Here is a 22860-nt window from a genome sequence, read left to right as displayed (position 1 = left end):
AGTCGGCGATTTTGGTTTCCCAAATTTGCGCATTTTGACCAACAATAAAAAGCATTTGAATGGATACAAAAAAGCCGGACCTGAGACAGATTCGGCTTTTAGCTATTTATATTTTGGTTTTTAGTTGCGCAGGTAATAAACCTGAGAAGTCTTGAATATTTTAAAAAGTGTAGTCGTTTTTCGTGATGAGCTCGTCGGCAATGCGGCGGCGTGCGTTTTTCAGGTTCATGGGGGCAATTTTGGTAAACCTTTTCAGTCCCATCAGCATCACATTCAACTCATCGCTTTCCGCAAAGCTGGTTATAGCTGCGCGACCCGCATTATTTACTTTTTCTACTGCACGGTTCAGGTAAATCAGCGCCATATCTTTTTGCAATGCATTCGCCTCGGCGCCAAGTAAATCAATACGTCTTTCGACACGCAGCAAAATGGATTCTGCCGCGAAAATTTCGATCACCATATCCGCCAGGTTCATGATGATTTCCTGCTCCTCAGAAAGTTTCATCATAAATTTCTGCACTGCGGCGCCGGCAACCATCAATGCCGCTTTTTTAAGGTTTTTAATGACTTTTTTCTCCGCAGCGAAAAGGGTCTCATCTTCCTCCATACCAAAATCGGGAATGGACATAATTTCCTTTCCAACTGCAGTAGCAGGTCCCATTAAGTCGAGTTGACCTTTCATGGTACGTTTTAAAAGCATATCCACAACCAGCAATCGATTGATTTCATTGGTACCTTCAAAGATGCGGTTAATGCGGCTGTCGCGGTAGGCGCGGTCCATGGGAGCGTCGGCCGAGTAACCCATTCCGCCAAAGATCTGCACACCTTCATCTACCACAAAATCAAGTACTTCTGAGCCATGCACTTTCATGATCGCGCATTCGATCGCCAGCTCTTCCAATGCTTTTAACTTGGATTCTGCATCGGACATTCCTTTATCCTGATATGAGACAATGAGGTCGTCGATATTTTGACCAACGCGGTATGCGGCTGATTCTGTGGCAAACATTTGTACAGCCATTTCAGCCAGTTTGTGTTTGATTGCACCGAAATTGGCAATCGCGGTCCCAAACTGCTTGCGTTCATTGGCATAGTTAATTGCCTGTTTTGCAACCCGTTTAGCACCACCCAATGCAGCTGCCGACAGCTTGATCCTTCCGATATTCAGGATATTCACCGCGATCTTAAAACCATTACCTCTCTCCGAAAGTAAATTTTCGACTGGCACAAGGCAATCATTAAAGAAAATCTGACGGGTATCGGAGCCTTTGATACCCATTTTATGCTCGGACTCGTTCATGGTAATTCCACCGAACGATTTTTCAACGATAAATGCAGACAGGTTTTTATCCGTCTGGCCGTTTTCTTCCACTTTCGCAAAAACGATCAGAACATCAGCGAAACCACCGTTTGTGATCCACATTTTCTGCCCGTTAATGATATAGTTTTTCCCATCATGAGAGAGGATTGCTTTTGTCTTTCCAGAGTTTGCATCCGAACCTGAATCGGGCTCTGTTAAACAGTAGGCGGCTTTCCACTCACCCGTCGCAAGCTTTGGCAGGTATTTTGTTTTTTGATCTTCATTACCATAATAGAGAATCGGCAGCGTACCAATACCAGTATGTGCAGACAATGCCACAGAAAAGGAATTACCAGCGCCGGTAGCCTCTGCGACCAGCATAGATGTATTGAAATTCATTCCAAAACCTCCATATTCTTCAGGAACAGCGGTTCCCAGCAAGCCGAGCTCACCCGCTTTATCCATTAAACCGGAAATCAGCTCCGGACTTTTTGCGTGGTCAATTTCATCCAGAATGGGCCAGACTTCCTTACTCAGAAAATCTCTGCAGGTATCTGCAATCATACGCTGCTCTTCATTAAACTCCTCCGGTATAAAAACCCCGGAAGCAAGTGTTTCCTTAACCAGAAACTCACCTCCTTTACTAGTCGTTTTGTTTGCTTCTGCAACGGCCATGATGGTAATTTTAACAGTTATGATAAGATGTTAAATAGTATGCATGCATACTATCGCTAATTGCAAATATAATTATCTGCATTATTATGCGTGCATACTGCGGTTAAAAATCGATGATTAAAATTCGAAAAACGGATAGACTACTTCTTGAAAATCCTGAATTGCTTCAATAACGCGCCATCATCCTCGATGCGAACAAAGTAAATCCCCGAAGACAATCCAAGACCTGTGAGATCGATATTGGCGAGGTTATCCGAAACGGTGACGTAGTTTTCCGGTAATGGAATTTTTCGGCCAGCCGCGTTTACTATTTCGTAGGAGATCACTTCCCCGGTTTGAACTTCGGGTAGCCGGACATTCAGGATTTCCTCAACCGGATTGGGGTAAAAAACCCAGTCTTCCATACCCTTTGTGATATTCACAGCTCCGGAGTATGAAATGCTGAACTGAATGGAATTAGTTACTATGGCGGAATCTTCCTTTGCAGCGGTTACAGTCAGCGTGTAATTTCCTACGTAAGGCGCGAACCCCATTTCATTTTCATAAAGTGCGTAGGGAAAGATTTTGGTTGTCGATTTTTTCCGGTAAGGCCCATTCAAATCAAAAGTCACCTCGTCGTACTCGAAATTTCCGTAAGCATATATGTTCAAAAACGGCGGCAGGGAATCATAAGCGAGAATATCGTCACCATCCAGTTTACGTATTACGCGCTGCTCCACCTTACTGCCCCCCTGAACAAGTTCGAAGTGAAGTTCCGGAATTTGCACGATCAGTACCAGCGGTACTTCCACATAAGCCCCGGAATTGTCATAAGCCCTGATAATCAGTCGATATTCACCTTCAACAGTTGGTGTTCCGGAAAATACATTCAGTGAAAAATCAAGCCATGCAGGACGGTTTTGAATGGTGATCGACGAAATGTAACCGTCGGGATCACCGAAAATATTGGTCGGAAGAATGTAATTGAATGGCATGTCGAGCTGCGCATATTTTACCGGCAATGTGCTGCTGGCAAATGGCGGAGCATTCAGGAATTGTGGCTCTACGACTTTTATCGTAAAATACGTCTCGACAAACGCATTCAGATCATCATAGGCTTTTAGGATAATCCTGAATTCGCCTAATGTAGAGGGCGTTCCTGTGAGCGAGCCGTTTACAAATTTCAGCCAGGCAGGAAGGCCGCTGGCTTCAACCTTAGTGATCGTCCCGTCGCTGTCCTTGAAAGCTCCGTTCGGTATTGCAAATGTAAATGGCTTGTTTACCGCCACCATCTGGTTGGAAAAATTACTATCGACAGTCGGCGGCTTATTTGCGTTTTCTCTGGTATCGACCCGGATTGTAAAAAATGCGTCGGCAGAGCCGCCTTCATCGTCAATTCCCTTCACTGTAATGCGGTAATCGCCCAAAGCGGTCGGCCTGCCCCTCAGCTGGCCACCTTCATAGCGGAGCCACGCGGGCAATTCTGCTACATCCATCCTGACGATCGTTCCGTCGACGTCGGAAAATGTATCAGTTGGAAGTTTGTATACGAAATCGCGGTTCACAGCAATGATCTGCATGGGAACCGGGCGGAAGACGTAAGGCATATTGTTACCCGCATCTTTCCAATATTCAGGGGTAAGAAGATCTTCCTCCAGACGGATCAGAACGGGCTTTGGACTTGCAGGATTTGCATACGCTCTTTTGGCCCACTCGGAATAAATCACATTAACCGGACCTTTTTTCTCCACCGCGGCCGATAACCGGTAACTTACGGTATCGGTGTATGTGATGGGTGGAATGGGAGTGCGTAGCCAGCTATTGGATGCGCCGCGAAGAAAGGACTCGGAACGTGCCATCTGTTCGGTCGATGACACTACTACCGCGACTACATTTGCTCCCTGGGAAAAGTTTTCATTAATGTGTTTTTCATGTGCTGCATTGTCGACAAAGGCATTCACAAACAACTCGTTTGCTGTTATGAAACCGGGCGGTGCATCACTTTTAAGGATATCTACCGACCATCTGTGGTCATGGTCAAAATTGTCGTTTACCTTAATTCCGTCCGCTTTTTTATTCAAATCCCTGAAACCCAGTGTACCTCTCGTCACCGACATCGCGTCGAATACAGAGCCGTAATCAGCGACGAATTTGATTGCCGGATCGACGCTTTTAATCGCATCGATCATTTGCTCGATGTATTTTTTCATCACGATATGGCGATAGATATACCAGTCTTTGCCATAACGTTGTTTGAAGGATTCTTCGGGAGCCCAGGGTGTTGAGGGCGGCATTGCCTCTTCCCACGACTTCATCGACACACCCCAGAGATAGTTAATCCGTTCAATTTTGGTATAATGCGATTTCAGGAATTCCCGGAAACCGGTGACCATGGATTTGGAATAATCATATACAGCCGGTAATTCTCTGCCGTCATTTTCAATAAGGCTGCTTGAATATTCGCCTTCCTGTGTACCTGTATTAGTTACCGAAACGTAAATGAGCTTTCCGGCCGTTTGGAGATATTTATACCGGGTTACAGTTTCTTTTACAAATGCGATTGCTTTGTTGGTAATGGGTTGATTGTCAAATCCAAATGCAGTATCCAGATAACCTGTAAGCATCGGTTTTCCGGAGTGGCTGAATTGGCTGTCGGAGGTTTCCCAGAAGCCTTTGATCCGGGTACTATGGCGGCCGACGTGTATCCGGAGCGCGACTTTCATGCCGAGATCCGTGGCTATTTTGATCTGCTCATCATATTTGGCCCATTTCGGCGCCTCGGTCGGCGAGCTGTAATAGACTTTGTCCCAGGGGATTGTAATGTATACGGCATTCATTCCATACTGGCCTGCGCTGCGGATCAGGTCGGGTTCCGGCCATCGGTTGTCCGGGTCGGTCAGGTTCAGCAACATGAGCGCCAGGTACCGCTGAGTGTCTACTTCTGTTGTTTTCTGACCATTTTGCGCGCGAAGATGGGGAGAAGCAATGATCCAGATGCTGATGAAGAAAGCGATTCTTTTAACAGAAACTAAAAAGGCCGTAGAGTTGAACATGCTAACCGTCTTTGTCAATTAATTTAATCCATTCATTATACCCATTTTCCACATTGAACCGACTTGCAACTTCAATGCTTTTTGAACTGTCGGTGGGAATTCCGCCGCTCATGATCAATCGCATGGCTTTCACCATTTGTTGCACGCTCAGATCATTCGTAACAACACCCATCCCTTCTCTGACAAATTCGGAAACGCCTCCGGAAGGAAATGAAACAATGGGTTTACCTAATAACGCAGCTTCTATCATCACCAATGGAAACGGATCCTGACGGGAGGTGAGCAAAAATCCGTTTGCCATGTTAAGGTAATTATAATAATCTTCTTTTTGCTTTCCGGGAAGGTGAATTTTCGTAGCCGAAGTCGAATTCCTGCATCGCTGCTCTGTATAATAAACCAGCCCGTCATCGATCCGGCCGCCTACCCAGATCAAATGTGCACGGGGATCATCCAGTTCATCCGCAATGTCGGGCAGCAGATCGAAACCCTTTCTTTCTGAGGTCATTCCGGATAATACCCACACAAACGCATCTTCCGGAATACCCAGGCTGGCCCGCAACTCCATTGTTCTTTTCTCATTTTTTTTGACCAAAGTATGGTCGATAAACGAATAAAGCAGTCCGACGTTTTTTCCTCCGGCACGTTCGATTCCTTCACATGTTGCCTGGGAGCAGCCGATCAGCAAGTGAGAATAATCAATGATACTCCGAAAATCAGCTCCACTCAGATAATGGTAGGTCAAAGGCATTTCGTGGAAATGTGTGATCACTTTGATCGAAAATTCTTTCGCTACCACGATTGTTTCGGGGATCATGGTAGTGTTTACATACCAGAAATCCGCTTTAAACTCTTTTGCCAGCTTCCTCAGATACCTTAAAGTCGGGTTCATCCCCACATGAAAGGAAATTTTTTGAAGAACATTGAAATTTTTTGGGGCGATAAATACAGGGATATCTTCCGGAAACTCGTTCAGTAATTCACCATTAGCAAAACTTACAATGCCGATGTCGAACCGGGAACGGTCAATTTTTTTCAGGATATACAGCAGCATCATCTCTGATCCTGTCCGGGTAGCATAAGGTGTGAAAAAAAGGATTTTCTTTTTACCGGTATTCATGCGGAAGCAGTTAGCAAGTCAATATTCTCGTAGGGTTTTATTCTGTACGGACCGTTTTTCAGAAATAAGGTTTTCCAGAAATACTTCAAGAGAACTAAGGTTTTTCGTAGATATATATGTTGTGTGCGTAACCCGAAGAATGGGTTTTTCAATGCAGTAATGTTAAGCCCGATTTTCCAACTGAACACAATGGGAATCATGACAATGTAGTGTAAAATCAATAATATATATTGAAAAATTCCATATTGCTTTCGTACCCACAGAAAATTTGAGACCTGCATTTGTGTACTGAACCGGTTGATCCAGGAGATGTTGGTCCGCCGAAATGGGTTGTTATTTTCGAGGTGTATAAATGTGCAGTCCTTGAAATAGCAAAGCTTTCCAAGTTTTCCCAGCCTGCCCGACCATTCCACGTCTTCGCCATACATAAAGAAATCCTCACTGAAGCCGCCTGTTTTCTCAAACCCTTCCCGCCTTAAAAAAACGAATGCGCCTACCAGCCAATCGTGCTGATCGGGATCGGCATAATTAGGGTCAGGATAAAAGTTTTTGACGGTTTTTTCGATAAATCCGCTTGGAGGAAGAATAAAGAATGTCCTGCGGAATTCATTGAAGCTTTTGTAAAAAGGCATTGGGGTGCCATCTGCATAGTATTGCAAAGCGCCGCAGGCAATCACATCTTCCCGATTGTTCATCCGTTGGAAACAGCGGCCTATTACATTGTCCGTGAGCAGGGTATCGGCATTTAACAGTAAGAAATAAGTGCCGGTTGCCACCTGCATTCCTGCATTATTCGCAATGCCGAAGCCGGAGTTGAATTCCATATCGATCCATCGCACATCGGGGTAAGCCTCTCTGATGCTTGCGCGTCCTCCATTTTCGGGATCATTGTCAACAATGATCACTTCTAAAGTTACGCCGGAAGTAAACTTATATATTGAATTTAAGCAATTTAGAATTAGCTGAGGGGCCCTGTAATTGATGATAATGATGGATACATCCATGAAAAAACGCGTGCATGTTTAGGGCAAAAGTAAAAAATCTCCCCGGAAGATCGGTATCACTTCCAGGGAGACGGGTAAATATGTAGCTTTTATTAGTCTGCGGTTTAGTTCAATCGTTCGTAAATGCCAGCAACTCCCTGGCCGCCTCCGACACACGCGGTTACCATGCCATATTTCTGATTTCTACGTTGCATTTCGTTAAATAGCTGCACGGACAACCTCGCCCCGGTCGAACCGAGTGCATGGCCTAATGCGATCGCCCCGCCATTTGGATTTACGATTTCAGGATTGATGCCCAGTTCCTGGATCACGGCAAGCGATTGCGCTGCAAATGCCTCATTGAGTTCAATTTGCTCAATATCTTCCAGTTTCAATCCAGCCTGTTTCAATGCGATTGGAATGGCGGCCACCGGGCCAATTCCCATAATTCTCGGATCCACACCGGCAGTTGCGTAGGAAAGCATTTGGGCAACCGGCTTTAAATTCAACTCGTTAACCAGTTTTTCTGACATTACTACTACAAATGCAGCCCCGTCGGATGTCTGGGAAGAATTACCCGCAGTAACAGATCCGCCTGCTGCAAAAACCGGTTTCAGTTTGTTTAATGCTTCCAGGGTCGTGTCGGGTCGCGGGCCTTCATCCTGGTTTACCACAATTTCTTTCGTTTTTTTCTTTCCTGACGCAGCGTCAAAGTAGGTTTCTTTGACGGTTACCGGAACAATACCATCGGCGAACCAGCCTTCTTTCTGCGCCCGCAATGCTTTTTGGTGCGATTGGTATGAAAACTCATCCTGTTTTTCCCGACTGATGTTAAAATCTTTCGCGACTTGTTCGGCGGTAAGTCCCATGCTCAAATAGTAGTCGGGGTTGCTGTGAGCAATGTCATAATTCAGGGCTGTTTTCCAACCCATTGTCGGTACCAGTGACATGGATTCCGTGCCGCCGGCGATAATGCATTCAGCCATTCCGGCATGGATTTTCGCAGAAGCCATCGCAATCGCTTCCACGCCCGAACCGCAGTATCGGTTGATGGTAATGCCAGAAACATTTTTTGGAAGTGCCAAAAGTGCGACATAACGTCCCATTTGCATTCCTTGTTCCGCCTCCGGGACCGCATTACCCACAATTACGTCGTCTACCCGGGCAGGGTCGAGGTTAGGCAGCTTTTCCAGTAAATGTTTGATAACTGCCGCGCCAAGGTCATCGGGGCGGGTAAACCGGAAACCACCTCTCGTGGCTTTACCAACGGCAGTGCGATAGCCGGCAACGATATAAGCATTCATATCAGGATCGATTAATTCAGATGAAAACTGACTTTTGTAACAATTAGTATGTGTGCATACCATTGGTAAAAGTAGCAATTAGGCATAAAACAACAAACCGCCGGAATTTGTTTTTCCGGCGGTTTGTAACTACTTGTTTTTGCTGATGGATTCTTGATTTCTAGGAATGAATGTTGCTTTCTTCCAGCTGTCTGGGGCGTTTTGCAATATCCGGCATCACGATCCAAAGAATGATATATATCAAAAAGATGTGAAATGGAACGGGAATGAATGCCGCGAGGACAAAAAGTACCCGGATAATGGTTACATCAATTTCGAAATAATCGGCTAGTCCCGAAGCAACTCCTCCAATCATTTTGTTATTTGTATTGCGGAATAATTTATTGTGGTTCATGGCTGTATCTGTTTGTTTTCTTTTGATGTTTCAAAGGTACTATGTGATACATAGTACTGGTTTATTTTATTTATAAACGGTTATATGAAGGGAGAGCGGGTAAATAGCTGCGATGAATATATATGTGGATTAGAACTGACTTAGATTGTTAAAGATGTTGCGCAATACTTTGAGCAAAGAATTACCTTTGGAATTGAAAATGATAGCTTTGCTGACAAACTGACATCTGTTTGAAAGCAGGCTCAATATTTTGTAAAAGAAAAAAGACGGTTCAAAAAACATACATTAATATCATGTTTAAAATATTTTCTAAGCTATTTGGCACAAAGTCAGAGCGGGATTTGAAGGATTTGCTCCCGTATGTTGATAAAGTAAATGCCGAGTATGCGTTGCTGGCTTCCCTAACCCATGATGAGCTCCGCGCCAAATCGGAGGGTCTCAAACAACATATTAAAGACCAGCTGCAATCCATTGATGATCAGATTGCGGTTTTGAGACAGCAAGCCAGCGATGAGCCGAACGTCGACAGCAAAGAAGTCATATTCAAGAAGATCGATGCGCTGGATCTGGATCGGAACAAGGAGCTTGAAAGAGTACTTCTTGAAATTCTTCCGAAAGCGTTCGCGATCGTAAAAGATACGGCACGACGTTTCAAAGAAAACGATTCGCTGGAAGTTACAGCTAACTATTTTGACCGCGAAATTGCTCCGAGAAAATCGCATATATCGATTGAAGGTGACAAAGCGATCTGGAATACGACCTGGGATGTGATTGGTCAGCCTATTAAATGGAATATGCTGCATTACGATGTGCAGCTGATCGGTGGTGTGGTTTTACACCAGGGTAAAATTTCTGAAATGGCGACCGGGGAAGGTAAAACCTTAGTAGCAACGCTTCCCGCGTTTCTGAATGCACTCGCAGGCCAAGGTGTTCACATCGTAACCGTCAACGATTACCTGGCCAAACGTGACGCGGAATGGAACGCACCGCTTTTCGAGTTCCACGGAATGAGCGTGGATTGCATTGACCGTCATCAGCCGAATACGATTGCCAGAAGAAACGCTTACAAAGCAGATCTTACCTACGGAACAAACAACGAATACGGATTTGACTATCTGCGTGACAATATGTCACGGACGACCGAAGAGCTTGTTCAACGCAAGCATCACTTCGCCATGGTCGATGAAGTTGACTCCGTGTTGATTGATGATGCGAGAACGCCATTGATTATCAGCGGCCCGGTTCCCCGTGGCGACGAGCAGGAATATATTGAATTAAAGCCACGCGTTTCCAGGATTGTCGAAGCTCAGAAGAAGCTGGCGATGGACTTTCTGAACGATGCGAAAAAGAAAATTGCCGCAGGTGATAAGAAAGAAGGCGGATTGGCATTATTCCGGGCACACCGCGGTATGCCTAAGTACAAGCCTTTGATCAAATACCTCAGTGAATCGGGGATTAAAGCATTAATGCAGGAGTCGGAATCCATTCACCTGGCCGAAAACCAGAAACTGATGCCGCAGGCAGATGCTCCGCTTTACTTTACCATTGATGAGCGCCACAATAGCATTGAACTGACCGAAAAAGGGATTGACTTTTTAACTGGAGAATCGGAGGAAACAAATTTCTTTATTCTGCCCGATATCGCGGTTGACCTTGATGCGATTGAAAAGGATGCAAGTCTGACCGAGCAGGAAAGAGTCATTCAAAAAGAAGCATTGATTCGTGACTATTCCGTAAAAACAGCACGTATTCACACCGTTAACCAGCTTTTGAAAGCATTTACACTTTTTGAAAAAGATGTGGAATATGTGATCATGGATGGAAAGGTGAAAATCGTGGATGAGCAGACCGGCCGTATCATGGAAGGCCGCCGTTATTCAGATGGTTTGCACCAGGCGATCGAGGCGAAGGAAAATGTGCGTGTCGAAGATGCAACGCAGACTTACGCGACAGTTACGCTGCAGAATTATTTCCGGATGTACCACAAGCTGGCGGGTATGACCGGTACTGCTGAAACGGAGGCAGGTGAATTCTGGGAAATTTATAAGCTGGATGTGGTTACCATTCCAACGAATGTGAATGCAGTCCGTAAAGATCAGGAGGATAAAGTATATCGTTCTGTTCGTGAAAAATACAATGCAGTAGCCGACGAAATTGTCGAACTGGTGGAGGCTGGCCGTCCCGTTTTGGTGGGTACGACTTCGGTTGAAAACTCAGAGATCATCAGCCGGATGCTGACACTCCGGAAAATTCAACACCAGGTTTTGAATGCGAAACAACATCAGCGGGAAGCTGAGGTGGTAACGGAAGCAGGTAAGCCGGGAACCGTGACGATCGCCACCAACATGGCAGGTCGGGGTACCGATATCAAGCTTACGCCGGAATCCAGAGCAGCTGGCGGTTTGGCCATTGTCGGTACCGAAAGGCATGAAAGCCGCCGGGTAGACAGGCAGCTTCGCGGTCGTTCCGGCCGTCAGGGTGATCCTGGTTCTTCTCAGTTCTTCGTTTCGCTGGAAGATAATTTAATGCGCCTTTTCGGTTCTGACCGTATGGCGAAAGTAATGGATAGGATGGGACTGGAAGAAGGTGAGGTGATCCAGAGCAGCATGATTACCAAGTCCATTGAAAGAGCACAGAAAAAAGTAGAGGAAAATAACTTTGGTATGCGTAAACGTCTTCTGGAATATGATGACGTAATGAACTACCAGCGTGATGCCATTTACACCCGCCGCCGCAACGCATTGTTCGGGGACCGTCTGGCTGTCGATATCGCAAACACATTATATGATGTATGTGATGAATTGGTGAACACGGCCGGAACCTACGCGGAACTGGAACTGGCGACGATCACTACCCTGGCAATGGAACTTCCATTCAGTGAGAATGAATATGCTTCGTTTAAGCCTGCTGACCGTTCTCAGAAACTTTACGAAGCTGCGGAAAAACAATATCAGGAAAAGAACAACGCTATTTCGCAGAAAGCGCTTCCAATCCTGCGTTCCATCCATTCCGAGCGTGGAGCGACTATTTCCGAGATTATGATTCCATTCAGTGACGGGATACGTCAGGCTGGTGTGGTTGTAAGTCTGAAAAAAGCGCTCGATAATGAGGGTAAAGAAATTACCCACGAAATGGAGAAAGCCATCGTGCTTTCGCTGATCGATCAGGAATGGAAAGAGCATTTGCGTGAAATGGACGATTTGAAACAGTCGGTTCAAAATGCAGTATTCGAGCAAAAAGATCCATTGTTGATCTATAAGTTTGAATCGGTCGAATTGTTCAAACGCTTTTTAAGCAAAGTGAATTTTGATATGATCTCGTTCCTGATGAAAGCGGACATTCCGCAGGAAGAAGCGGTACCTGCAACTGCAGTTCAGCAAACGGTTCATAAACCTGCTCCCGCACCTGCATTGCATACCAACCGCGAGGAGGATTTCGATCTCGATCTGGAAGGGCACATGGATTATGCCCGCCCGGAATCTACTACCAAAACGCAGCCGGTCCGCACCATTAAAATTGCTGACAGAAACCAGAAGGTTACCGTTCAGTATCGCGACGGACGGATTTTACGGGATGTGAAATTTAAAAAAGTAGAACAGGAAGTGAAGAATGGGGAGTGTGTGGTGATTGAGTGACGGGCTGAATGGTTGGGCGGAGTTTGGTATTGTTAAGTTTGGTCATTTATAGTCATTGAGTCATTTATTGTCATTGGGGCATTTATTGTCATTAGGTCATTTGTTGTCATTGGGTCACTTATAGTCCTATCAATGAAAGCTTGACATTTCAATGAGTTTTTGCAATTAATGACTATTAATGACCACTAATGACAATTCGAAACTATCCCTATCAAATCCGAACAACAAGTAACAATTCCAAACCACATCGAACAAAAATGACCAAACACAATCAGGATTAAAATAGCTTACATAGATACTGCATACCCCGCCCTGCCTTTCAATTCGATCGGCAGGGCTTTTTCATTGCTAGTAAATCAGGATTTATACGATATTTGCAGATAAGGACTGATATTAACGAAACAGCAACCTGCATGAAACTGCACAGAGAAGGATTTACCATTATAGCCGTCACCCTCATTATATTGATATTGATAAACTTAGGGGTCAACTACCTTCTGCCAGAGGGTTTTTGGATTCCAAGACTTGTGCTGGTAGGTAGTGTGATTGTCCTTTTACTGGTTGTTCAGTTCTTTCGTGTACCAAAAAGAGTGGTGTATAAAAGCGACCGGCAGATTGTCGCTCCCTGCGATGGAAAAGTGGTTGTGATCGAAGAAGTAGTGGAAAAAGAGTTTTTCCAGGGCCCTAGAAGGCAGATCAGCATATTTATGTCCCCACTGAACGTACATATCAACTGGAACCCGATCAGCGGCGTAATCCAATATTTTAAATACCATCCCGGACTGTACCTTGTAGCGTGGCACCCAAAATCCAGTACAGACAATGAGCGCACCACCATCGTTATCCGCACGATCGAAGGCATTGATATTTTATTCCGTCAAATCGCAGGCGCTGCTGCGCGCCGGATCCGCTGGTACGTGAAGGAAGGCGACCAGGTGGAGCAAAGTACCGAAATGGGCTTCATCAAATTTGGCAGCAGAGTCGATATTTTTGTACCTCTCGATGCAGAGATCAAAGTTAACTTGCAGGATAAAACTGTGGGAAGCGTGACGGTTCTTGCCGAATTAAAATAATCGCCAGCTCAGAATTTGTTCAAAAAACTGCGGAACGGAAGCGGGGTACACAATCGCCATAAACACCATTCCGAAGATCGCGCCATACATGTGAGCGCTGTGGTTGACATAGCTGGTCCCTCGGCGGCCTTCCCAGAATGAATAGCCCAAAAAGAGCAATCCAAAAATAAATCCGGGCATACAAATGAAGAAGTACAGGCATATGCTCATTAATGGCGCATATAAAATGGCTGCAAAAAGTACTCCCGAAACGCCTCCCGAAGCTCCCAGGGAATTATAACGCGAATTGTTACGATGTTTTATGAAAGTCGGAATATCAGCTACAACGATCCCCGCGATGTACAAAAACAGGAAGTAGAACGTCCCGCTCGATCCGAAAAGCATTCCGAAGAGCCGCTCGATTCCTTCTCCGACAAACCATAAGCTGAGCATGTTAAAAATCAGGTGACCGAAATCCGCATGAACAAAGCCGGATGTAACGAACCTGTAATATTCATTGTGTTGCCTCACCCGATGCGGATTGAAGATCATTTTATCCATCAGGCTGTAATTGTTCAGTGCATAGTAACTGATCCCGGAAGTGATAATGACTAATATGAGGGTAATGGACATAAATTCTGTTATGGTTTAAAGTTCTATTTGTCCCGCTCTACAAGTTGACGGGCGAAAGTAAGCAATGGCTCTTTGCGGAGCTTTTCCGCTTTTAATGCTTCAAGATCCGACAAGCCTTTCGTAAAATACTCATTAATTTTTTGTTCGGTAAATGCGCGTATGCCAAGGGTTTCATAAATATTTCTGACGGCATTGATCTTTGCTTCATTATCAAATTCACCGGGGCCAATCCATTTTTCAAGCTCGGCTTTTACATATCCTTCTGCTTTTGATAAAGCTTCAATTAACAAAAAGGTTTTTTTATTCGCGATAATGTCTCCTCCGACCTGTTTTCCGAATTTCGAAGGGTCACCGAAAACATCCAAAAGGTCGTCTTTCAACTGAAAACCAATGCCCATATGTTCGCCGGCCGAGTAAAGAAGTTGTACATCTTCCTCGTTTCCGCCGCCGATGATCCCGCCCAATTCCAGCGCAAATCCGAGTAAAACAGAGGTTTTCAGCCTGATCATCCCAATGTATTCTTCCTCCATAACATCCGTGCGCGTCTCAAAATTCATGTCGAGTTGCTGACCTTCACATACTTCCGCCGCAGTCTGGTTAAAACGTGCGAGTACCTTCCGAAGTTTTTCAGCGGGCACATCCAGCAGCAGATCGTAGGCTTTGATCAGCATGACGTCACCCGAAAGAATAGCGGTATTTGCATTCCATTTTTCATGTACCGTCGGTTTTCCGCGCCGGAGTGGCGCCCGGTCCATGATATCGTCGTGCATTAGTGTGAAATTATGAAAAACCTCGACGGCCATCGCCGGTTTGATGGCGTCGGTGAGATTATCGGTATAAATGGATGCAGCAAGTAAGGTAAGCAGCGGGCGAAACCTTTTTCCGCCCAATGCCATAATATATTCAATGGGTTCGTACAGTTCCGCAGGATTCTCTCCATATGAATGCTTATCGAATTCAGTTTGAAGGGTTTGAAGCAAATGTTCCGTTTTTATCATTTATGTATTCTGAGATCCATGCAAAGTAGGGAAATTTTCAACCTTAAATTTCATTCAATACCTTTGAATTTGACGAACATTCACATCCCAAAATTGCGATATGCCCTTTAACCAATATTTCAACGGAGACATTCTACCCATCGACAGCCCCGTTTTTAAAACGAACGATCTGGGATTATTGAGAGGTTTCGGGCTGTTTGATTACTTCCGGACTTATAACGGAGTACCGTTTCGCTGGGATGATTACTGGCAGCGTTTCGAAAATTCGGCGCGGCTTTTAAAATTACCGCTACCCGTTAGCCAGAAGGAAACAGAAAAGATTTTGGCGGATTTATATGCGATGTCGGGCGAGCAGGAAGTCGCATTCCGTTTTTTGCTCACTGGGGGATATGCGCCCGATAGCGTAAACGTTGTTCAGCCCAATTTCGTGATCCGTACCGAATCGCTGCCGCAGGATAACCCCGCCGGACGTTTGAAAGGGATTAAAGTGCTGCCTTACGAATATGTGCGCGATTTGGCCGAGGTAAAAACTACCAACTACGTTCACATGGTTTTAATGGCCGACGAAATGAGAAGCCAGCAGGCATCCGATCTGCTTTTTCATAAAGATGGCGAGGTAAGTGAGCTAACAAGAAGCAATATTTTCATATTCAGCGGTGATAAACTCATTACTTCAAACCGGAATATCCTGAATGGGATTACAAGAAAAGTAGTTATGGAACTTGCCAAGCCTCATTTTGAGATAGAAGTAAGGCCGGTTGCCTACAAAGAAGTGATTACTGCGGACGAGGTTTTTACGACCAGTACAACCAAATGGGTGATGCCGGTCGTGCATATCGGTAATTTGCTGGTACAAAACGGTCTGGCTGGAAAACGTACATTATACCTGCAGGAATTGTTTGAAAAAGTCGTTGCGGACTGGGGCAAATAAAAAGTGATGGTCCGTTCGGACCACCACTTTCAAAAGCTGTAATAATTCAGATTTATTTAGGTGCTTCCGGAGAGTCTTTATTAACGATCGGCCAAACGCCGGGCCTCGGAACACTTACCCCTTTCGTCATCCCGCGTTTCATTTCGTCGGCGCCAAAGTAGTATAATGGCCAACCTTTATACGTAAGTTGTTTTTTACCAAAAACAGTAATGGAACCGAATAGCGTTTTATCGACAGTTGATGGCAAATCCGAGATTTCAGCCGTATAAATCGGCCATGTGGCATCGTGGGTCGCGTCGTTCGTTGTGAAATTGTTGTTCATGGATGAATCTCTGGCAAATGCATAAAGCGTACGCCCAAGGCTGTCCACAAGAAACTGTGTTTCCACCGTTCCTTCCGTGTAATCGGGTTTGTATGACTTACCATCCAGCCCGACAAGCTGCGCATTACCCAGCATCACAGTATATCCCGTTTTGGCGGCATACCAGCGCGTACCTACACCTTCTCCTTTTGCCTCACCCGCAGCCGCGTCATCTTTATAATAATACAACGGCCATCCTTTGTAAGTCGTTTGCGGTTTGCCGTCGGCACGGTTGATGGTGCCAAAGTCCGAAGCTTTCAAACCTGCGTCCAGTTTCAATGCAGTACTTGCTGATGCGAAAATCGGCCACGTGTCCAGGCATGTACCGGTACAAGCCGAAGTACCTGCTACATCTCTGGTGAAAAAATACAGTGTTTTTCCATCCTTGTCAGTCAATACTTTACCAAGTTTGGCCACATCCTTTAATTGCACATCGTTAGGAATGACCGGATCTGGCGTTTTTTCGTCATCATCGGAGCAAGAAATACTGACCGCCATCAGCAAGCCCAGCACCCCAGCCAGGCGGGAAGTTGAAAAGATTTTCATGGAAATTTAAATTTTGTTAGAGATGAATTGGATTGACCAGAATACGGTTCAATGCAAGCGATGGTTGCGCAGCCAACAAAAAAAGGCACAACCCGGAGGTCATGCCTTTCTGAAAATCAGTCCCTGTTTAGGGAGATACTAGGTCCAGCCCTGCGCGGTGATCGGAACGCGACTGTCCCCTTTTGTGTGCAGTACAATTTCGTCCTTTTTATCCGTCATATAACCGATAAAAGTGATTTTCGGGTTGTTTTTGATCAGTTCGTAAGAAGCCTGCGAGACCGTGAAAAGCAATTCATAATCTTCACCGCCATTCAATGCAGCAGTAATTGGCCCGATATTCAGTTCAGAGGCGGCAAGGAATGTCTGCTCATCAATCGGTAACCTTTCCTCAAATACAACCGCGCCGACACCGGACTGCGCACAAATATGCAACAGATCCGAAGCAAGACCGTCTGAAACGTCGATCATGGAAGTAGGAATCACCCCTGCACTTTCCAATTCATAAATTACGTCCATTCGCGCCTCGGGACGTAATTGCCGCTGGATTACGTAATCTTTTCCTTCAAGTTCAGGCTGCATATTCGGATTGGCTAGAAACACCTGCTTTTCTCTTTCCAGCAATTGCAGGCCCAGGTATGCACCACCCAGATCACCGGTAACACAAAGCAAATCGTTCGGTTTTGCGGTATTCCGATATGCGATTTTTTCTTTACCCACCTTTCCAAAAACACTGACCGAAATCATGAGTCCCGAACGTGAGGAAGAGGTGTCGCCGCCAACCAGATCCACATTAAAGTCTTTACAAGCGACCTTGATGCCCTCGTAAAGTTCATCAATCGCTTCCACTGAAAAACGGTTGCTCACTGCCAGGTTTACAATGACCTGCCGCGGAATGCCGTTCATCGCCGCAATGTCGGAGACATTGATAGCGATCGCTTTATATCCCAAATGCTTTAATGGGAAGAAAGTCAGGTCGAAATGTACTCCTTCGAGCAGCATATCCGACGTGAGCAGTCCATATTCTTCGCCGCTATCGATCACCGCCGCATCGTCGCCGATTCCCCGGATCGTATCCGGCAGTGTTGTTTTTATTTTTTCATTGATTCTTTTAATCAGCCCGAATTCACCCAGGCTGCTTATTTCGGTTCTTGTTTCCATGGCTGCAAAATTAGACAAAAAAGCGAAGCCACTTCCGGATAGAAATGGCTTCGCTTTTTGAAATATAAAATGGTGTCAGATATTATCTTATGGATTGCTCAATGTGTATTCATTGATGGTACCTCCTGTTTTGGAACTTGCTTTCAGGCGGGTAAGAATCACTTTTGAGTCTTCGAGTGAACTGATGGTAAATTCTATTGTTCCGCCCGATCCGGTTGGCTGCGGGGTAAGTCCGCTGAGGATCAGCTTCGTGTCTCCTTCCAGGTCCCAGGTTCCTGTAAAAGTAGAACCATCAAATTCGGTCAGCGTTACTGTTTTTGCACCCGATGCGTTTACAAGTGTCAATCTGAAAGCGGAATAAGCCGGAGTCTGATTATTTGATCCGCCTCTGGTGTAAACAACCGCACTTCCGTGTTTCACTATTTCTGCTGTCCAGGCCTTGGCGATACGTTCAGAGACTGGTTTTACTTTTTCCTTACAACCCGTTGCAATCAGCGTGATTACCAGTAGTGTACACCAAATCAGAGAGTAACTTTTTTTCATATTCCTTTTTTCATGAATTTCTTAACAGAACGCCAAGTTCTTACTTTTTAGTCTTATTATCAAAATATTCAATCAAGATCATTTTAATTTCGGCGGCTCGTTTCAGGCTGAATGAGCGTTATACTTAAATTGCGGGGTAAAACGGATTAATGAAAGAATATACAAAGGCTCAGCTGGCACTTCGCAACGGGCAGGATCGGGAAGAAATCTGGTGCGCATACAAAGGCATTATTTACGACGTCGGACCGTCGAGATTGTGGCGCAACGGTCACCATTATGAACATTGGGCCGGCCAGGATCTTACCAAAGAACTCGGCGATGCTCCGCATACCGATCGTGTTTTTGAGCGTTTCACCGTAATCGGACGTTTGCAAAAAGTTTAATATTGAGCACTGACAATTGACTGCCGACGCCGAAAGCCAACCGCCGAAAACCCTTTAATATGCCCCTAGATTCACTTTTGATTGCCGATAGCGGCTCTACTAAGACAGATTGGACCTTTATTGATCGGGAGAATAAAACCTTTGCATTTCAGTCTGCGGGTATCAATCCTTTTTATCAGAATGCGGAAGAGATTATTCCGGTACTGGAAAAAGAAGTCGTTCCCCATTTGAAAAACGAAGTGATGAAGATCCATTTCTTTGGCGCAGGCTGCGCCGATGAAAAATCAAGCAAACCGGTATATGATGCATTATCGCATTGCATTCAATCGGCAGAGGTCATTGAAGTTGCATCTGATATGCTCGGAGCGGCCCGGGCGTTATGCGGGCACGAGCCGGGGCTGGCGTGTATTCTTGGTACCGGTGCCAACAATGCATTTTTTGACGGTGAAAAAATTGTCCGGTCGATCGGTTCGCTGGGATTTTGGCTCGGGGACGAGGGTAGCGGCTCATATCTGGGAAAAACGCTGGTTGTGCAGTTCCTGCGAAACGACCTGACGGCTGATCTGCATGAAAAATTTGCCAGTACTTATCCGGGAACCGACCGATTGACCGTTTTGGATCATGCGTACAAACAACCGTATCCAAACCGGTATTTCGCGGCATTCTCAAAGTTTATTTTTGAAAATATTGACCATGAAAATATGCGTAATCTGGTGGAAAATGCATTTTCATTATTCGTAACAAACTACATTCTGAGGCATTCCGACGCCCGAAAATATCCGGTTCATTTCACGGGTTCCATTGCGTACCATTACCAGGATCTTCTCCGTGATGTTCTTCTTAAAAATGATTTGCACCCCGGCCGCATTCTGAAGTCGCCAATGGAAGGTTTGGTACAGTATTATTGCGCTTAACTTTACTGATCCTCTAATTATAAAATGTCAAGACGTACCATTCAGTCGCTCACCGTTTTTTCTGCACTACTGATCATTAGTGTGGTCATTACGCAGATTTTCTGGGTAAAACAGGCGCTGGACCTTCGTCACAGACAGTTTAATCAGAATGCGCACGTGGCTTTGCAGGATGTCGCGGGCAAATTGGCGAATGTAAATGGGGTCATGCAGACGACCAATCCGGTCGAGCAGCTTTCTCCGGAATATTTTCTGGTCAATACCAATTCTACGACGCAGCCCGAACTCCTGGAATTTTTTATAAAAGACAGTTTTCAGAAACATAATCTGATCACCGATTTCGAGGTTGGGATCTACGATTGTACTACCAACAAAATGCGTTACGGCATGTCATTGAGTACAAAAAACAATGATAAAATCCCTGCGACGACTTCCAACTGGATCAAAACCGATAAATATCCGTACTACTTCGGTGTGCGTTTTCCCGAGCAGGAAACCTATTTTGCCGGCACGATCGACGGGGCGATCTGGTCCTCGATATTGGTACTTGTTGCCGTTTCCTTTTTTGCCTACGCCCTTTTTGTGATTTTAAGACAAAAACAGCTTTCGGAAGTGCAGCGTGATTTTGTCAATAACATGACCCACGAACTGCAAACGCCGATTTCTACGATCCGCATTGCGGCGGATGTGTTGAATTCCAGTAACATTGTTTCCCAGCCGCAGCGTCATAAAAGATATGTCCAGATTGTCCAGGAAGAGATTTTGAGGTTGCAGGGGCAAGTGGAAATGGTGCTTTCCATGGCAAAAGCCGAACGTAATGTATTGACTTTACAAAAGGAGCAGCTCGACGCCAATGAGCTGGTACAGTCGATCCTGCTTCCTTTTGAATCCAAAGTGAAATGCAATTGCCATGCAGAAAATACGCTGATCGAAGCAGATCCATTTCACTTTCGGTGTATGATCACCAACCTGATTGATAATGCGTTAAAGTATTCGGACGATGTTCCTGAGGTAAGTATTGAAATGCACAACAAAGGAAAATGCCTCGTCATTGCGGTGCAGGATCAGGGAATTGGCATTGCGCCAGAATATCAAAAGAAGATTTTCAACCAGTTTTTCCGCATTCCGTATGGCGATGTACATAAAGTAAAAGGATTTGGTATCGGGCTGAGTTATGTAAAACAAATCGTGCGGGCGCACAAATGGCGGCTGGAACTTGAAAGTACATTGGGCAAGGGAAGTACATTTAAAATCACCATTCCGCAGAAACACGATTCATGAAAAAGAGGATTTTATACGTTGAAGACGATCCAAACCTGGCATTTGCTACAAAGGATAACCTGGAACAATATGAATATGAGATAGTTCATGCCGGGGATGGCGTGGAGGCACTGGAATTTTTTGGGAAAGAACATTACGATATCTGCGTGCTGGATGTAATGCTTCCGAAAATGGACGGTTTTTCATTGGCAGAAAAGATCAGAGATTCGGATAGCCAGGTACCCATCTTGTTTTTGACCGCGCGCGCATTGCAGGAGGACAAGATCAAAGGTTTGCGCCTGGGTGGCGACGACTACATTACCAAACCTTTCAGCATCGAAGAGTTGAAGCTGCGGATTGACGTTTTCCTCCGCAGAAGTAAGTCTGACCAACCTGCCCCGATCAAGGTCGACAAAAGTAAAATCGGGCACTATACATTTGATTTTCAAAAACTTACCCTGTCTTTAAATGGAAGTTCGCAGAATCTGACATTCCGTGAAGCCGAGGTTTTGAAGTTTTTGGCAGAAAGACCGGATCAGGTGATCAAGCGGGAAGAATTGCTGAAAGCGATCTGGGGCGACGATGATTATTTCATGGGCAGAAGCCTCGATGTGTTCATTTCGCGGTTGCGGAAATACCTTTCCGGCGACCCTGATATCCGCATTGATAATGTGCACGGAGTGGGTTTCAGAATGCGCTGGTCCTGAGGTTTTTTTTTTAATTTCTTTTGTTCAGGTTTGGTCAAAAAAATATAATTCCGCATCTTTGCACCCTCATTTGGAAAAATTGAATGTTATGGCTAAGGTTTGTCAAATTACAGGTAAAAGAACTCGCGTTGGAAATAACGTTTCCCATGCTAATAATAAAACAAAACGTAAATTCTTCCCGAATTTGCAAAAGAAACGTTTCTTCCTTCCTTCAACCGGAGAATGGGTTACGTTGAAAGTAGCAACATCTGCACTTCGTACTATCAATAAAAATGGTATCGAAGCAACTATACAGAAAGCATACGATAAAGGAACTTTGACGTTCTGATAGTAAAGCATTGAATGAAAAAAGGACTTCTCCTAAAACGGGAAGTCCTTTTTTTCGTGGATTTAACCAAACCTCAACCGATTTCGCCATGGTTCCTTCCGGTCAGGTGTTCCTTCTTTTGGGATCAAATCTTGGTGACAGGTCGCTGATACTGAAATCTGCCCGCGAACAGATTGCCGAAAAAGTAGGCACAATCCTTAAAGAATCCTCCATGTACGAAACGGCACCGTGGGGGTTGACCGACCAGCCGGCTTTTCTCAATCAGGTGGTTGAAATAGATACGGAATTAACGCCCCAGGAGGTTTTAACAAATATCCTTGACATTGAAGACAAACTGGGCCGCGTCCGTTACGAACGCTGGGGCGCTCGGGTCATCGACATTGACCTGCTTTATTATAAAGATTGTATCCTCGACAGTGCCAGGCTCACATTACCACATCCACGCATTCAGGACCGTCGTTTTATATTGATTCCACTCACCGAAATCGCGCCGGATTTTCTTCACCCGTTATTGCAAAAAACCTCCGTTGAAATCCTGTCAGGATCTGCCGACAACAGTAAGGTGGTAAAATATTCCTAAAAAAATACCATTTTATTTTTATGGCTTCA

The 22860-nt window shown here is 45.1% G+C and carries 20 protein-coding genes; 9 read left to right on the top strand and 11 right to left on the bottom strand.

Going from position 1 to position 22860, the window contains the following annotated elements; all coding sequences use genetic code 11:
• Positions 1–160 precede the first annotated feature (160 nt).
• From LZG72_RS07480 to LZG72_RS07455, 6 genes are all read right to left on the bottom strand, one after another.
• Positions 161–1975 carry an acyl-CoA dehydrogenase family protein gene (locus tag LZG72_RS07480; RefSeq protein ID WP_233869640.1) on the bottom strand — a complete coding sequence of 605 codons (1815 nt, stop codon included), beginning with the start codon at positions 1973–1975 and terminating at the stop codon, positions 161–163.
• 140 nt (positions 1976–2115) lie between these two features.
• A complete protein-coding gene (locus tag LZG72_RS07475; protein WP_233869637.1) occupies positions 2116–5007 on the bottom strand; it encodes a putative Ig domain-containing protein in 2892 nt (963 codons plus the stop codon).
• Between the two features lies 1 nt (position 5008).
• The gene (locus LZG72_RS07470) at positions 5009–6124 is read right to left on the bottom strand and encodes a glycosyltransferase (RefSeq protein ID WP_233869634.1); all 1116 of its coding nucleotides are present in this window, start codon (positions 6122–6124) and stop codon (positions 5009–5011) included.
• Positions 6121–7128, bottom strand: a complete 1008-nt coding sequence (locus LZG72_RS07465; protein WP_233869631.1) for a glycosyltransferase family 2 protein — start codon at positions 7126–7128, stop codon at positions 6121–6123. Before LZG72_RS07465 ends, LZG72_RS07470 begins: the two co-directional genes overlap by 4 nt.
• A gap of 104 nt (positions 7129–7232) precedes the next feature.
• Positions 7233–8411, bottom strand: coding sequence for an acetyl-CoA C-acyltransferase (locus tag LZG72_RS07460; RefSeq protein WP_233869629.1), 1179 nt, complete (start codon positions 8409–8411; stop codon positions 7233–7235).
• A gap of 160 nt (positions 8412–8571) precedes the next feature.
• Positions 8572–8805, bottom strand: a complete 234-nt coding sequence (locus LZG72_RS07455; RefSeq protein ID WP_233869626.1) for a PspC domain-containing protein — start codon at positions 8803–8805, stop codon at positions 8572–8574.
• 293 nt (positions 8806–9098) lie between these two features.
• Here LZG72_RS07455 and secA point away from each other — a divergent pair, with 293 nt between their 5' ends.
• Positions 9099–12440: a preprotein translocase subunit SecA gene (secA, locus tag LZG72_RS07450; protein ID WP_233869623.1), complete on the top strand. Its 3342-nt coding sequence runs from the start codon at positions 9099–9101 to the stop codon at positions 12438–12440.
• Positions 12441–12853: 413 nt separating this feature from the next.
• Positions 12854–13513: a phosphatidylserine decarboxylase family protein gene (locus tag LZG72_RS07445; RefSeq protein WP_233869620.1), complete on the top strand. Its 660-nt coding sequence runs from the start codon at positions 12854–12856 to the stop codon at positions 13511–13513.
• Here the strand turns inward: LZG72_RS07445 and LZG72_RS07440 are convergent.
• Positions 13505–14125, bottom strand: a complete 621-nt coding sequence (locus tag LZG72_RS07440) for a rhomboid family intramembrane serine protease (protein ID WP_233869617.1) — start codon at positions 14123–14125, stop codon at positions 13505–13507. The genes LZG72_RS07445 and LZG72_RS07440 overlap by 9 nt on opposite strands.
• 23 nt (positions 14126–14148) lie before the next feature.
• Positions 14149–15123: a polyprenyl synthetase family protein gene (locus LZG72_RS07435; RefSeq protein ID WP_233869614.1), complete on the bottom strand. Its 975-nt coding sequence runs from the start codon at positions 15121–15123 to the stop codon at positions 14149–14151.
• 100 nt (positions 15124–15223) lie between these two features.
• Between LZG72_RS07435 and LZG72_RS07430 the strand changes: the two genes are divergently transcribed.
• Positions 15224–16054 carry an aminotransferase class IV gene (locus LZG72_RS07430; protein ID WP_233869611.1) on the top strand — a complete coding sequence of 277 codons (831 nt, stop codon included), beginning with the start codon at positions 15224–15226 and terminating at the stop codon, positions 16052–16054.
• 52 nt (positions 16055–16106) lie between these two features.
• Here the strand turns inward: LZG72_RS07430 and LZG72_RS07425 are convergent, their stop codons facing one another.
• The 3 genes from LZG72_RS07425 to LZG72_RS07415 form a co-directional block, all read right to left on the bottom strand.
• Positions 16107–16961 (bottom strand): hypothetical protein, encoded by an 855-nt coding sequence (locus LZG72_RS07425; protein ID WP_233869608.1) that lies wholly within the window; start codon positions 16959–16961, stop codon positions 16107–16109.
• Positions 16962–17099: 138 nt separating this feature from the next.
• Positions 17100–18119, bottom strand: a complete 1020-nt coding sequence (thiL, locus tag LZG72_RS07420; RefSeq protein WP_233869605.1) for a thiamine-phosphate kinase — start codon at positions 18117–18119, stop codon at positions 17100–17102.
• Positions 18120–18206: 87 nt separating this feature from the next.
• Entirely contained in the window at positions 18207–18662 is a 456-nt protein-coding gene (locus tag LZG72_RS07415; RefSeq protein WP_233869602.1) for a hypothetical protein, read from the bottom strand.
• 149 nt (positions 18663–18811) lie between these two features.
• On the opposite strand from LZG72_RS07415, the gene LZG72_RS07410 reads away from it, so the two are divergent.
• The 6 genes from LZG72_RS07410 to folK all read left to right on the top strand — a co-directional run bounded on the left by LZG72_RS07410 (position 18812) and on the right by folK (position 22831).
• On the top strand, positions 18812–19045 hold the full coding sequence (locus tag LZG72_RS07410; protein ID WP_233869599.1) for a cytochrome b5 domain-containing protein: 234 nt from the start codon (positions 18812–18814) through the stop codon (positions 19043–19045).
• A gap of 59 nt (positions 19046–19104) precedes the next feature.
• Positions 19105–19959, top strand: coding sequence for an N-acetylglucosamine kinase (locus LZG72_RS07405; RefSeq protein ID WP_233869597.1), 855 nt, complete (start codon positions 19105–19107; stop codon positions 19957–19959).
• A 24-nt stretch (positions 19960–19983) separates the two neighbouring features.
• Positions 19984–21237 (top strand): sensor histidine kinase KdpD, encoded by a 1254-nt coding sequence (locus LZG72_RS07400; RefSeq protein ID WP_233869595.1) that lies wholly within the window; start codon positions 19984–19986, stop codon positions 21235–21237.
• On the top strand, positions 21234–21923 hold the full coding sequence (locus LZG72_RS07395; RefSeq protein ID WP_233869593.1) for a response regulator transcription factor: 690 nt from the start codon (positions 21234–21236) through the stop codon (positions 21921–21923). Before LZG72_RS07400 ends, LZG72_RS07395 begins: the two co-directional genes overlap by 4 nt.
• Before the next feature lie 88 nt (positions 21924–22011).
• Positions 22012–22251, top strand: coding sequence for a 50S ribosomal protein L28 (gene rpmB, locus LZG72_RS07390; protein WP_026632020.1), 240 nt, complete (start codon positions 22012–22014; stop codon positions 22249–22251).
• 88 nt (positions 22252–22339) lie between these two features.
• The gene (gene folK / locus LZG72_RS07385; protein ID WP_233869591.1) at positions 22340–22831 is read left to right on the top strand and encodes a 2-amino-4-hydroxy-6-hydroxymethyldihydropteridine diphosphokinase; all 492 of its coding nucleotides are present in this window, start codon (positions 22340–22342) and stop codon (positions 22829–22831) included.
• Positions 22832–22860 lie beyond the last annotated feature (29 nt).

The sequence above is a fragment of the Dyadobacter sp. CY323 genome (genome assembly GCF_021390245.1).
Taxonomy (GTDB): Bacteria; Bacteroidota; Bacteroidia; order Cytophagales; family Spirosomataceae; genus Dyadobacter.
Note: the sequence above shows the minus strand (reverse complement) of the source record. Positions and strands in the feature narration are given on the sequence as shown.